The organism is Novosphingobium sp. (assembly GCF_024642085.1).
Classification (GTDB): domain Bacteria; phylum Pseudomonadota; class Alphaproteobacteria; order Sphingomonadales; family Sphingomonadaceae; genus Novosphingobium.
In genome coordinates this window covers 22,253-33,824 of record NZ_JAHEBV010000006.1, presented here as the reverse complement: position 1 = coordinate 33,824, position 11,572 = coordinate 22,253, and the positions used below count along the sequence as shown (strand labels likewise).

At 61.2% G+C, this 11,572-nt stretch carries 14 protein-coding genes; 6 read left to right on the top strand and 8 right to left on the bottom strand.

The window, feature by feature from the left end:
- Positions 1 to 102 precede the first annotated feature (102 nt).
- Entirely contained in the window at positions 103 to 1,026 is a 924-nt protein-coding gene (locus Q0L62_RS04005) for a hypothetical protein (protein WP_296676774.1), read from the top strand.
- A gap of 97 nt (positions 1,027 to 1,123) precedes the next feature.
- Here the strand turns inward: Q0L62_RS04005 and Q0L62_RS04000 are convergent, their stop codons facing one another.
- The 5 genes from Q0L62_RS04000 to Q0L62_RS03980 form a co-directional block, all read right to left on the bottom strand.
- On the bottom strand, positions 1,124 to 1,495 hold the full coding sequence (locus Q0L62_RS04000; RefSeq protein WP_296676970.1) for a DoxX family protein: 372 nt from the start codon (positions 1,493 to 1,495) through the stop codon (positions 1,124 to 1,126).
- 133 nt (positions 1,496 to 1,628) lie between these two features.
- Complete coding sequence (locus Q0L62_RS03995) at positions 1,629 to 2,354, bottom strand: DNA-binding domain-containing protein (RefSeq protein ID WP_296676772.1); 726 nt, start codon at positions 2,352 to 2,354, stop codon at positions 1,629 to 1,631.
- Positions 2,347 to 3,183 (bottom strand): DUF692 domain-containing protein, encoded by an 837-nt coding sequence (locus Q0L62_RS03990; RefSeq protein WP_296676770.1) that lies wholly within the window; start codon positions 3,181 to 3,183, stop codon positions 2,347 to 2,349. Before Q0L62_RS03990 ends, Q0L62_RS03995 begins: the two co-directional genes overlap by 8 nt.
- Positions 3,184 to 3,214: 31 nt before the next feature.
- The gene (locus Q0L62_RS03985; protein WP_296676767.1) at positions 3,215 to 3,493 is read right to left on the bottom strand and encodes a DUF2282 domain-containing protein; all 279 of its coding nucleotides are present in this window, start codon (positions 3,491 to 3,493) and stop codon (positions 3,215 to 3,217) included.
- 147 nt (positions 3,494 to 3,640) lie between these two features.
- A complete protein-coding gene (locus tag Q0L62_RS03980; protein ID WP_296676764.1) occupies positions 3,641 to 4,090 on the bottom strand; it encodes a cupin domain-containing protein in 450 nt (149 codons plus the stop codon).
- A 241-nt stretch (positions 4,091 to 4,331) separates the two neighbouring features.
- Between Q0L62_RS03980 and Q0L62_RS03975 the strand changes: the two genes are divergently transcribed.
- The 5 genes from Q0L62_RS03975 to Q0L62_RS03955 are packed head-to-tail and all read left to right on the top strand — an operon-like array spanning position 4,332 to position 9,113.
- Positions 4,332 to 5,168 carry a 3-hydroxybutyrate dehydrogenase gene (locus tag Q0L62_RS03975; protein WP_296676760.1) on the top strand — a complete coding sequence of 279 codons (837 nt, stop codon included), beginning with the start codon at positions 4,332 to 4,334 and terminating at the stop codon, positions 5,166 to 5,168.
- A gap of 1 nt (position 5,169) precedes the next feature.
- Positions 5,170 to 6,498 carry an NAD(P)/FAD-dependent oxidoreductase gene (locus tag Q0L62_RS03970; RefSeq protein WP_296676758.1) on the top strand — a complete coding sequence of 443 codons (1,329 nt, stop codon included), beginning with the start codon at positions 5,170 to 5,172 and terminating at the stop codon, positions 6,496 to 6,498.
- Positions 6,479 to 7,618: a patatin-like phospholipase family protein gene (locus Q0L62_RS03965; RefSeq protein WP_296676753.1), complete on the top strand. Its 1,140-nt coding sequence runs from the start codon at positions 6,479 to 6,481 to the stop codon at positions 7,616 to 7,618. The genes Q0L62_RS03970 and Q0L62_RS03965 overlap by 20 nt, the downstream gene beginning before the upstream one ends.
- Before the next feature lie 54 nt (positions 7,619 to 7,672).
- Positions 7,673 to 8,374 (top strand): peroxiredoxin, encoded by a 702-nt coding sequence (locus Q0L62_RS03960; RefSeq protein ID WP_296676751.1) that lies wholly within the window; start codon positions 7,673 to 7,675, stop codon positions 8,372 to 8,374.
- Positions 8,337 to 9,113, top strand: a complete 777-nt coding sequence (locus tag Q0L62_RS03955; RefSeq protein ID WP_296676749.1) for a peroxiredoxin-like family protein — start codon at positions 8,337 to 8,339, stop codon at positions 9,111 to 9,113. The genes Q0L62_RS03960 and Q0L62_RS03955 overlap by 38 nt, the downstream gene beginning before the upstream one ends.
- Here Q0L62_RS03955 and Q0L62_RS03950 read toward each other — a convergent pair.
- Genes Q0L62_RS03950 through Q0L62_RS03940 form a run of 3 tightly spaced genes read right to left on the bottom strand, consistent with a single transcriptional unit; the run spans position 9,096 to position 11,520 of the window.
- A complete protein-coding gene (locus Q0L62_RS03950; RefSeq protein WP_296676747.1) occupies positions 9,096 to 9,992 on the bottom strand; it encodes a LysR family transcriptional regulator in 897 nt (298 codons plus the stop codon). The genes Q0L62_RS03955 and Q0L62_RS03950 overlap by 18 nt on opposite strands.
- A gap of 24 nt (positions 9,993 to 10,016) precedes the next feature.
- Positions 10,017 to 10,988: a YeeE/YedE thiosulfate transporter family protein gene (locus Q0L62_RS03945; protein ID WP_296676744.1), complete on the bottom strand. Its 972-nt coding sequence runs from the start codon at positions 10,986 to 10,988 to the stop codon at positions 10,017 to 10,019.
- Between the two features lie 16 nt (positions 10,989 to 11,004).
- Positions 11,005 to 11,520 (bottom strand): DUF302 domain-containing protein, encoded by a 516-nt coding sequence (locus Q0L62_RS03940; protein ID WP_296676740.1) that lies wholly within the window; start codon positions 11,518 to 11,520, stop codon positions 11,005 to 11,007.
- Between the last annotated feature and the right edge of the window lie 52 nt (positions 11,521 to 11,572).

Genomic DNA, 11,572 nt, shown 5'->3' with positions numbered 1-11,572 from the left:
TCGCTGCCCGAATGGGAGTACACCCTTCGGGTAAGTTGAACGGCGGCCGCTGCCCTGTCACACTTGGCGGCAGCGATACGTCCGGATTTCGGGGAGTTCGATTTGACCGATACATCAGCAACCGCCACCCGTTGGGCGGGCAGCAACGACGAGCCGGACTCGGTTCTCGAACTGTCGAACGATCAGATCGATGCGGCAGACGCAGCGGGTGCGGCCGATGTGCTCAGCTTGGACATCGGCATGGAAATAGCCCGGCCGGCCGTTTTGAACGAGCACGGGTCAGACCCGTTTGTGCGAATCCGCAACGGCCAGCAACATCAGCCAAGGCCTCCCCGCGAAATGCGGGAAGTGCCTTCAGAACCTCAAATGATGCCTCGCGTCCCCAATGCGCATTGGGGCACCATGCATTTTGAACAGCTCGCCGAGCTGGAAGACGCTTTGAAAGCCGCGCGCCGGCACGCCAATTTCGCCAAAACCAGCCATGAACGTACCAAGGCCGTCCTGTATCGTGCGATTTCTTCGGCATATGATCTGGCGCTCACCGTGCGCGATGCACCCGGATATTACGACCAGTTGCTTGAACGGTCAGGGATAAGCGCGCAGCCGCGCGCACCGATGACCCCGATCATAAAGCTCGTTTTCGGCTCGGATTATGACAAGACACGCATCGCGGAATATGCCGCGGTGCTGGCCCATGCCGCCCGGCACAACGTGGCCCGGGGGGAGCTGGAAACACTGCTTGGTTCGGCGCAAGGTGGAATTAAATCGATCGTGGCATTTGAACGCCGCGAACGGCCGGCCATGCTGGGCCATGACCGCACCGCTCATAACGGGCTGAGCGACCGGTCGCTTCGCCGTTTACGCCAGATGCCTTTGACCGACATCAGCGGCATTCCGGCCGAAGGGCAGGAGTTTGCCTTGGTGATGATCCGCCGGACCACCGCAAACGGTATCGAGATCATCGGTGAAGTTCCCGACAACCCAAAGCTTATGAAAAGCGCGGTCAAGGCAGTCTTGCCGTCCTGACGCTATTGGGCGCCCGATCTACGCGCCAAGGCTGCCGGGGAGTGCCGCGGCGCACTTGGCATGTTTGCGATGCGCCTGTGCAGCCTGATGCTTTGCATTACCGGAAAAGCAGCCGATCAATCGAAAGCCGCCCGCCGCCAAGTGCGACCAGCGGAAGCAGCAATCCTGCCCAGCTCAGATGGGTTGGCCACGCGTCGGGATAGACGAAAATCTCGATCACGGCAGTCATTCCCAGCAAAGCCAGGGCCGAAAACCGGGTAAACAGCCCGACGATCAACAAGATCGCGAAAACATGCTCGCTGACCGTCGCTGCAACGGCGGCGAATTCAGCCGGTAGCGGAACTCCGGCATATTCGGTCCGGAACAGCTCGTACGTCCCGTCGCTGATCGTGAACCAGCCATCGACCTTGGTCCGGGCAGACTGGAAGAACACTGCGGCAATCCCCAGGCGCTGCACCAGCAGGAGCATCGCGGGAGGCAAGCCACTTTCCAACAAGGCCGCGGCTTGTTTGGGGAAAGACGCCGGGGCGCTAGCTGCACCGGTATTTTCGATCTGCAGTTCTTCAGCAGGAATGAAATGGGCGTTCATGGTTGATGTCCTTTCAAAAGGATTTCGCGACGAAAGCGCCGCAGGAGATGAGTGCGGCAAAGATTTCTCCGACCGCGGCATCGGGGAAAAGCGAATTGGTAGCCTTGGCCGCGCCCCCCATCGTTTCGCCAAGGCGAACTCCCGCCAGCAACCGGTGGCTTGGCGGATCAAGTATCGTGCCAACAACGGCATTGCCGGGCCGTGTCATCAGGCCCCCCGAAGCAATCCATTGGGGCGCGATTTCATCGGCAATCGGGTCTTGATGGGCGAGCCACAGGGCCATTGCCGGCGTTTTGAACCACCCGAAACGCGCCGCAGGGTGCAAGTGCAACTTCAGAGTAAGCAGCCGCTCCGGATCTAAAGGACTCAGATCCTGCGGCTGGAGCACGTGGGCTTCAGCGGCGTGAAGCGCCTGTGCGTGAAGTTCCTCACAGCGCGCCACATCGGCAATGTATTCAAGTTCACGGGCCAGTGGCTGGCCTTCCAACCACGCTGCAAAGCCTTGCCCATAGAGGGCGAGCACCGGCACCTCAGGCGGAAAATGCCGGGCATAGGCCAGGGCATTCGTTTCGAAAGTCCGCGCCCCGACGATCATTGCGGTAACCGGGAAATTGGCGACAAGTGCTTCGACCGCGCCGAGCATCACGGTGTTGAGGTAGACCCGCATCGGGGCGAAAGCGGGCATGGGCTGATCTAGCGCAGCAACAAAACCGCGCTGGAAAGCGGCAAGTTCAGACATATTCTCTCTCCTTTTTGGATATGGCCGCCATCATGCGGGCAGCTTTGTCACGTTCGGCTATCAGCACCGGAAACACGGGCACATCGCGGTCCCATTCGATCAGGGTCGGTACCGGTCCGTGATTTTCAAGGTAGCGGCCGAACAGATCCCAGACCTCATCGGCGACTGGCGCTCCGTGAGTGTCGATCAAGAGTTGCAGATGCGCATCGCTGCTCGCGCCGGCCAGGTGAACCTCGCCCACCTTGTCCACCGGAAAAGAAGCAAGATAGTCGCCGGCAGCGAAACCCAGATTGTTGGCGCTGACCTGCACGTTGTTAAGATCGAGCAGCAGACCGCAGCCTGTTCGGGCCGCGACCTCACCAAGAAAATCGGTTTCGCTCCAATTGTGGCCGTTGACGTCCAGATAATGTGATGGGTTCTCGATCAACAGCTGGCGTCCCAGCAGCGATTGCGCGAAATCTATGTTGCGGCAAACGATCAGCAGAGCCTCTGCACTGCGGGGGAACGGCAGCAAGTCGGGCAAGGCGCGGGATCCCCAGCGCGACCAGGCAAGATGCTCGGAAATAAGGAAAGGCTCAAACCGGTCGATCAGTCGTTTAAGCGCCGCGAGGTGTTCAACGTCGGGCAATTCATGGCCGGCCAGGGACAAACCGACACCGTGCAAGGAAAGCGGTCGCTCGGCGCGAACCTGTTCCAGCATGGCAAGGCGTGGACCGCCGCCGACCATGTAATTTTCGGCATGGACTTCAAACCACAACCCAACCGCCGACGAGATCATTGCCTCGTCGAAATGGCGGGCCTTTAGACCTATGCCGGCGGTCGGGATCATGGCCGTTCTCCCTTGCAAGGCGGCGCGGCGCTTACCGGGCCTTGGGGGTCAGCGATCCCACACCCGTTGGCGTGCGGATCTTGGTGCAGGTTCCCTTGCTGACGTATTTCCAGGCGTTGCCCTGATAGTCGCGGTGCGACGTGCCAGCACAGCTGGTCCCCGCGCCGGCGGCACAATCGTTGCGGCCTGCCTGGGAAATGCCATAGCATTTTTCTTTGTTGGGCTGCGGCGGGACGGGCCCGGCGTGGGCAAGTCCAGCCGAAAGCATTGCGGCAAGCGCGGCGGCAGAAATGGCAGTTGTGGTCTTCATCATACTTCTCCTTTGGACTTCGGATCACCCCCAACGGTTGGGCGTCCCGGCCGGCAGTCTCTGTTAGACTTGCCGGCGGGACGCCGCGGCGCAGGCTGGCGGGGGGTGGGGAAATGCCGGCGCCGGAAAGGGTAACGGTTCTGCGGGTCAGGGCTGCTTGAACACGTCGGAGGAAAGGAGGACCGCAGGTTCGCTGCCTTCATTCATCCACCAATGCGAAATGCCGTCCGCCTCGCGCGCAATGTCGCCCGCCTTGTGGACAATCGGCACAGCGCAGCTGCTGCGATGTTCGGTGATCTGCCCGCTGACGGTGTAGATCAGCGCGGGACGGCTCTTGTGGCTGTGCATCGGCACGATGCCGCCCGGCTGGACAACCAGGCGGCGGGTGCGCAGCAAGCGGCTGGCAATGCCGATTTCGCTGTTCAGGTCGATCGAACCGATCACTGTGTCCGTAACGTCCTTGCCCATGGTTGGGGCACCGGTGAGGGGGTTCGCGGCTTCCTGGCCCGACGGGCAGTCACCTGCAAAAGCAGGCGCGGTGATGGCGAACGAAGTCGCCAGCGCCAAAGCGGCAGCGGCTATTGTTGGTTTACGCATAAAAGGCTCCTGTTCGAAAAACCGGTAAGTTCGGGTCTGGTGGAAAACCGTCCCGATGCCGTTGGTTTTCGCCATTTGCCGGCCGCTGCGCCAATCGCATTGCCGCATCGAAACCATGCTTGGGCCGCATCGCAAATGGCCGGCGATAACCTCTCAGCATCGAAAGCCGAACCAGAAGGCATTTTAGTTCGCGCGGCACTGCGACCATCCTTCATGGACACCCAGCGTGAAGGATTTTTCGATGAACCTCGCCGCCACATCCCGCCATCTTGACCAGTGCGACACGCCGCAATGCCGGCAGCTGTCAGGTCAGGTTGCAATAATTACCGGATCGACCAGCGGAATCGGTCTGGGCATTGCCAGATCCTTGGCCGACGCGGGCGCCGCCATTGTTTTAAATGGTCTCGGCCGCGCCGACGAGATAGAGCGCACTGTCGCCGAACTTGCACAACTGGATGTCGCGGTAGACTATGATCCTGCGAACTTGTTGCTGGGTGAAAGCGCCGCTGAACTGGTTCATGCCGCCTTCGAACGGCATGGGCGGGTCGATATTCTGGTCAATAACGCCGGGATCCAGCACGTCGCTCCAATCGAAGAGTTTCCGATAGACAAATGGGATGCGATCCAGTCGCTCAATCTGGCTGCTGCATTTCATACAATTCGCGCCGCCATGCCCGGCATGAAAGAGGCGGGCTTTGGCCGGATCATCAACGTCGCCTCGGCCCACGGTCTCGTCGCCTCGCCCTTCAAGAGCGCCTATGTCGCCGCGAAACACGGCGTACTGGGCTTGACCAAGACCGTCGCGCTGGAAGGAGCCCGCCAAGGCATCACGTGCAACGCGATATGCCCCGGTTATGTCTGGACCCCTCTGGTCGAGGCTCAGATCGAAGATACTGCGAAAGCCCGCGGGCTTGATCGCACCCGGGTGATCGAGGATGTGCTGCTCGCTGCCCAGCCAAGCAAGCGCTTTGCCACCGTCGAGGAAATCGGCGCACTCGCGTTGTTCCTTGCCGGACCAATGGCAGCGTCGATCAATGGTGCCGCGATCCCGGTTGATGGCGGTTGGACGGCACAGTGACATGGTCCTTTCTGCTGGACCCGCGCGACCAAAGGTCGTCGTCATAGGCGCAGGATTTGGCGGACTGGCCGCAGTCCGCGGTCTTGCTGGTGCGTCCGTCGACCTTACCGTGATCGATCAGCGCAACCACCATGTGTTCCAGCCGCTGCTGTATCAGGTTGCGACTGCGGCCCTGTCTCCGGCCGATGTGGCCAGTCCGATCCGTTCGATCCTTTGCCGCCAAGCCAACGCGCGCGTGGTTCTGGACCGGGTTGTCGCGATTGATCGAAGCCGGCGAACGGTAGCTCTCGATGGCGGGCGTTCGTTGCCGTATGATTGGCTTGTCGTCGCGACGGGTGCACAGCACAGCTACTTCGGACGGGACGAATGGGCAGGGCACGCACCGGGTCTCAAAACGATTGAGGACGCAACCGCGGTTCGTAGCCGGATCTTGCTGGCGCTGGAAAGAGCGGAAACCGAGGAAGACAAGGCGCGCCGCGTGGCACTTCTGACCTTCGTCGTCATCGGGGGCGGGCCGACGGGCGTTGAACTGGCCGGAGCAATTGCCGAATTGGCGCACCGGTCTGTCAGCCGCGATTTTCGGTCGATCACACCGCATTGCTCCAGGATCATCCTGTTGAACCTTGCACCGCGTCTGCTGGAATCTTTCCCGGAAGAACTGTCCGCAGCAGCGCTGCGAGATCTGGAAAACCTGGGCGTCGAAGTCCGTCTTTCGACCCCGGTCGAAGCGATCGGCAACGATTGGGTGATAGCCGGCGGGCGGACCATTCCTGCCCACACCGTGATCTGGGCCGCCGGAGTAGCAGCGTCGCCGGCGGCCAGCTGGCTAGGGGTACAGGCAGATCAAGCCGGGCGGGTCATGGTGGATGCGCACTTGCACCCAGATAACGATCCGTACGTGTTCGTAATCGGTGACACCGCCCATTGCAAAGGCGCCGATGGCCGTCCGCTTCCCGGGATTGCTCCTGTGGCCAAACGGCAGGGGCGGCACGCCGCCCAGGCAATCCGGCAATTGTTGAACGGTGGGTCCGAGCCGGCCTTCCGGTATCGCCATTTCGGGAATCTGGCGACTATCGGTCGCAGTCACGCTGTGATCGATTTCGGGTGGTGGAAGGTTCGCGGTTTTGTGGCCTGGCTCTTGTGGTCAACGGCGCACGTATTCTTCCTCGTCGATTTCAGGAGCCGGTTGCAAGTCGGGATGAAACTGGCCTGGAACTACCTGACCTATGCGCGCCATGCGCGCCTCATCACTGGCGATGTCCGGGCCAACCAGGCGCCTGGTCTAGCCGCCCCCTTTCAAGGAGAAAGTCATGTCTCAGCTACACGATGAACTTGCCGCGCGCGGCCAGATTGTGCTTGTTTTCCAGGGCGGAGGCGCGCTGGGTGCCTATCAGGCGGGGGTGTACGAAGCGCTGCATGACGCCGGGGTCGAACCCGACTGGATAGTCGGCACATCAATTGGCGCGATCAACGCAGCCTTGATTGCCGGGTCGACGCAGGAAACCCGCCTGAAAAAGTTGGCCGAGTTCTGGCGCCGCGTCGAACAGGGCAATCTAATGGGCATGCCCATGCCTGACTGGATCGGTCAGAACATCCGCAACGCGATGACCATCACTTCGGGGTTGCCAGCCTTTTTCCGGCCGCGCCCGTTTGCATTCCTTAGCCCGCTTATGGGATTGGGCGCTGAACAGGCCGCCTACTATTCCCTCGACCCGCTGCGTGAATTGCTGAATGAACTGGTGGATTTTGACCGGATCAACCATGGACCCACCCGCCTGTCAGTCGGAGCGGCCAAGGTGCAGAGCGCCGAGATGGTCTATTTTGACAGCGACAGGGAAACCTTGACGGTCGATCACATCCTTGCATCCGGCGCGTTGCCGCCAGCGTTTCCGGCCGTTCGCATCAATGGTGAACTCTATTGGGATGGCGGTATTCTTTCAAATACCCCGGTGGAAATCGTGTTTGACGATGAACCGCGCCGATCAGGCACGGTGTTTACAGTGCATCTGTGGAACCCGCACGGTCCGGAACCGGATTCGATCTGGCAGGTGCTGAACCGCCAGAAGGACCTCCAGTATTCAAGCCGCGCTGCACAAAACATCAAGCGTCAACGGCAGCTTCACCGATTGCGCCATGTCGTCACCGAGATCGCCAAGCTTGTACCAGATACCGCAGCCTCGGCCAGCCGGCTCGCCGAACTGCGCGGCTATGGCTGCGACACGCGGATGCATGTCATCCGCCTGCTTGCCCCGTCTCTCGACAGCGAAGACCATTCAAAGGACATCGACTTCAGCGCTAACGGTATCAAGCTGCGGCGCGAGGCGGGATACCGCCATACGGCCGAAACGCTTGCCCAGGCCCCTTGGCGCGAGGAGATAGACCCGCTGGAAGGCTTCGTCCTTCATGAACTGTCGGGCGGAGAGATCATTCGTACCGCTGCAGCGGGGTGAAGGCGATGACCTTGATCACCGAGTATGATAGGTTTGCGGCTTCGGAGGTGTGCGATGACCCATCCCCTTGTTGCCGCGCTAGATAACATGGTCTGGGAACTGCGCGATTCAGAATGGCCGCTCGGTCGCCGGCTCCTGGCAATTGCCGATGAGGTGCGCGCGCGCAGCCCCGAATTTGCCATGGCGGTCGATACTTTCGTCAACCGACTGGAAGCCGCCGAAGCCGGGGCAAGCGCGCCTCAGATCGGCGACCCGATGCCGCACTTCACCATGCCCGATCAGGATGGCCGGCTGGTGAGCCTGCAATCCATGCTCGATCGCGGTCCTGTCGTCTTGGTGTTTCACCGTGGACACTGGTGTCCCTATTGCCGGATCAACGTTAAGGGCCTGGCGGAAATCCAGGACCAGTTGGGCCATGCACAGATTTGTTCGATTTCTGCCGAGTTGCAGACCTACACGCGCAAGTTGCGGGATGAAACGGGCGCGCGGTTTCCGCTGCTGACCGATACCGACGCGGGATACGCCTTGTCGATCAACCTTGCCATCTGGGTGGACGAATTCATGGCATCGCTGATCGGGGGGGCAGGATGGGATATTCCTGGCTATCAGGGCGGACAGGCATGGATTCTGCCGGTTCCCTCTGTCTTCATCCTCGATTGCCAGGGCATCATCCGCACACGCCACGTCGATCCTGACTATCGGCGGCGAATGGAGCTGGATGCCATTGTCGCTGGGGTGGCAGCGCTTGGGGACTGAAGGTCCGGAGTGGGCCGGCAGTATTGGCCAGTCGGCTGGATCGGTTCCCGACAGTCCCGACGATCTGGTCACGCGTCTTATCCGCAGGCCAATGGCGCTGAAGGAACGGCTTGAAGCAGTGGCCCGCGATGCGCGTGAGCGCTGCCCCGACAACATGGCGCTGATTGACGGATTCGTGGCGCGGCTTGAAGCGGCGCAAGCCGGCCAAGGGGCACCGGCAGCCGGTGAAATGTTCCCGCCGTTCATGCTGCCCGATCACGAAGGCCGCCTTGCAGACCTTGCCCAGCTGCACCGCGATCGGCCGCTGGTAATCGTTTTCCATCGCGGCCATTGGTGCCCTTATTGCCGCGTGACGCTGGCCAGTATTGCCGAAGCACAGGTCCAACTGGCCAGCGCGCGCATTGTTGCGATCTCTGCTGAAATGCAGCGTTATACCCGGCGGATCAGGGCCGAGACGCAATGTCACTTCAGGTTTCTGAGCGACATGGACGCGGAGTTTGCGCGCTCAGCTGGCCTTGCCGTGACGTTCGATCCGGCAATCCAGCAACTTTATCTGCGCCTGGGCAAGCGGATTCCCGATTTTCTCGGAAGCAGAGGCTGGACGCTTGCAATCCCGGCGGTTTTCGTCCTGGACCGCCAAGGCATTGTCCGCGCTCGTCATATCGACCCCGACTTTCGCCGGCGAATGGAAATCGACGCTCTGATCAAAGCAGTGGCGGGGTTAGGCAGCGTCGGTTGAAGACCAGTCCGCGGCGCGAACCAACGACAACAGCGCTGCCGCTTCGCGCGAACGCGGGCGCCCTGCTATCGAATAGACCGCGACGGTGCGCCGCAAGTCCAGTCCGGGATAATGAAGATGCCGGAGATGGGGCGAACGGAACGAGCTGGCCGGAAGGATCGCCACGCCGAACTTCGCCAGCATCAGCTTTTCCAGATCCCTGTTGCAGCTGACCTGATGTGCGTCTCGTACCCTGACCCCGGCCGCTTCGAGGCTGCTGGTCGTCAATTCTGATCCGTCGAGCAGCGAATGGAGCAAGAGGCGTTCCTTGCCGATCAGATCGACCTGCAGATCCATGTCGTTGACCATGGCCAGTTCGTGATCGTTGGCGACCACCAGATCGAAAGCCTCGGTAAACATGGGCCAGCAATCCAGCCTGTCCCAGCTTTCACCCAGCGGACCGCCAAAGGCCAGCTCGATTTCTCCGTTTTTTAGCCAATCGGCTATTTGCGAACCATTGCCGCGGCGGATCACCAGTTGCAGTCCGGCAAAAGCGCGTTGCAGTTCGGCGAGGGCAACCAGCAACAGATCGACGTCGAGCGTCACCGAAACACCGACCGCCAACGTCGCGACATCGCCGCTGCGAACCTTGGCGGCGAGCACCTTGGCGTTGAGCGCACTTTCATGGCATTGGGTCAGCAGCGGAAGCATCCGCAGGCCAAGATCGGTAAGGTGGCTGTGTCGCCCCTCGCGCCGGATCAGTTCGCCGCCAAGCTCGTCCTCAAGCTGCTTTATCGCGCGCGTCAAAGCTGGCTGCGTTACATTGCACTGTTCTGCCGCCCGCGTGAAATTGAGCGTCTTGGCTACAGACAGAAAATAGCGGACTTGCTGCATTTCCATGTCGCTTCCCCACCCTAGGGCCTGTCAAACCGGTTCAGCGCGACTCTCTGACCGGAGCAGGCGCATTTTGCTGTATTCGCGGGATCCAAGCAAGCCCCCGGCAATCGTCAGAACCATCGCTGCAATGGCCAGCCAGGCGTGCGCTTGCAGCGCGGGGAGGCCAACCAGGATGAGGTTATCATTGCCGCCAGGCACCAAAGCTCCGCCAAATCCCATGAAGGCACCGCCAGCGGCGCACGATGCCGCCCGGCCCCATGCGAATTGCGTTGCGCTTGGTCGCGATCCACCGCCCGCAACAGCGCCTCCCAAAAGCGCTGCAAACAGGGCGGCGTCCTGCCAGGCCAGCAAGGACCCATTGTGCGCTGCCCGGCCCAAAGCTTCGGTGTAGGTCCACGGTCCGGCCAATGACGCCAGCGCGACAAATGCAAATCCGATCGCAATTGTCGCATGACGCCAGCCCCACAGGGCTGCGCGCCTGCGGTGCCGCAGTTGCCAGGCCGAATATCCCGCGCTCAAGGTGGCGAGAACGACCAGCAAACCCCATACATCGGGCGTAGATCGCGGTTCTATGTGCGTTGCGAATGGGCCCAAGGTCCGCGCGTGGATCAGGCTGCCCGCGAAGAATCCAAAAGGCGTGAGCAGATAGTGCCAGTCGCGCGAACCGATCCGCGCGATTGAACCAAATACGCAAGCACCGTTAAGCCACGCACCGAAGCCGAGCATCGCGCCGCCGGCGGCGGCCGACCACCCTGCAGGATAGGACGGACTTGCTGCAAAATGGAAACCGGCGCCCAGCGCCATCATTCCCAACACTGCAGCCCACAGGCTGCATTCCGCCAGTGCAGCCAGGCGCTGCGCCGAGCGCATGCTGAGAACCTGATCAACCGCGGCGACCACGCAGGTGCCGCCATGCTGGATCGCCGCGCCCATCGCCGCCGCTGCAGCAATCGCCGCCATCAGCGCCAAATTGCTGTGAAGATGCAGCGCGTTCATCATGGTCCCCGCCCGCGCGTCAACGCGCTGTCGCTGCAGCTGCAATCGATCCGGCAACCTGGTTCGCCATGGCAAACTGTGCGTTTCGATCGCTGATGCGATATCGCTTGGCAATGAACGCGAAATCGCTCCACGCGACCCAGACACTGCCGTCGCCTTCTTCTACGACCAGCATTCTGACTGGCCAATCAAGTCCGGCATAGGGGTTGGACTGAAGAAACTGAACGCCCAGCGGCGGGTTGCCGAAAATGATCAATGTGGAACGCGCTGTCTTGAGGTTTGCCTGTGCGCCAAGGCCGGACTGATCGATCACGTCGAAAAAACGGATACCTTTGGCTTGCACGTCGGCCTTCAGGCGGAGCACCGTTTCATCGAAGCCGTTGGCGCTTTTCAGCCTGATCACCCCGTCGGCGGGCGCTGTCTGGACCGTATCGACCGGCGCTGCCGCCACTGGCGAAGCGGCGATGCAAAGTGCGGACGCGGCAGCCATGCCACCGGCGATCATGCTGCGGATTGGGCGGGATAAGGTGTTCATGTCGGCAGATTCCGTGTGCTGTGTTGATCAGCTCATGATCGATTGCCGGCGC

Excerpts from the sequence above, each read along its gene's own strand:
- Q0L62_RS04000 (WP_296676970.1), bottom strand. The coding sequence starts at position 1,495 with ATGCTCCTGCTGGTGCAGCGCCTGGGGATTGCCGCAGTGTTCTTCCAG.
- Q0L62_RS03995 (WP_296676772.1), bottom strand. The coding sequence starts at position 2,354 with ATGTCTGAACTTGCCGCTTTCCAGCGCGGTTTTGTTGCTGCGCTAGAT.
- Q0L62_RS03990 (WP_296676770.1), bottom strand. The coding sequence starts at position 3,183 with ATGATCCCGACCGCCGGCATAGGTCTAAAGGCCCGCCATTTCGACGAG.
- Q0L62_RS03985 (WP_296676767.1), bottom strand. The coding sequence starts at position 3,493 with ATGAAGACCACAACTGCCATTTCTGCCGCCGCGCTTGCCGCAATGCTT.
- Q0L62_RS03980 (WP_296676764.1), bottom strand. The coding sequence starts at position 4,090 with ATGCGTAAACCAACAATAGCCGCTGCCGCTTTGGCGCTGGCGACTTCG.
- Q0L62_RS03975 (WP_296676760.1), top strand. The coding sequence starts at position 4,332 with ATGAACCTCGCCGCCACATCCCGCCATCTTGACCAGTGCGACACGCCG.
- Q0L62_RS03970 (WP_296676758.1), top strand. The coding sequence starts at position 5,170 with ATGGTCCTTTCTGCTGGACCCGCGCGACCAAAGGTCGTCGTCATAGGC.
- Q0L62_RS03965 (WP_296676753.1), top strand. The coding sequence starts at position 6,479 with ATGTCTCAGCTACACGATGAACTTGCCGCGCGCGGCCAGATTGTGCTT.
- Q0L62_RS03960 (WP_296676751.1), top strand. The coding sequence starts at position 7,673 with ATGACCCATCCCCTTGTTGCCGCGCTAGATAACATGGTCTGGGAACTG.
- Q0L62_RS03955 (WP_296676749.1), top strand. The coding sequence starts at position 8,337 with ATGCCATTGTCGCTGGGGTGGCAGCGCTTGGGGACTGAAGGTCCGGAG.
- Q0L62_RS03950 (WP_296676747.1), bottom strand. The coding sequence starts at position 9,992 with ATGGAAATGCAGCAAGTCCGCTATTTTCTGTCTGTAGCCAAGACGCTC.
- Q0L62_RS03945 (WP_296676744.1), bottom strand. The coding sequence starts at position 10,988 with ATGATGAACGCGCTGCATCTTCACAGCAATTTGGCGCTGATGGCGGCG.
- Q0L62_RS03940 (WP_296676740.1), bottom strand. The coding sequence starts at position 11,520 with ATGAACACCTTATCCCGCCCAATCCGCAGCATGATCGCCGGTGGCATG.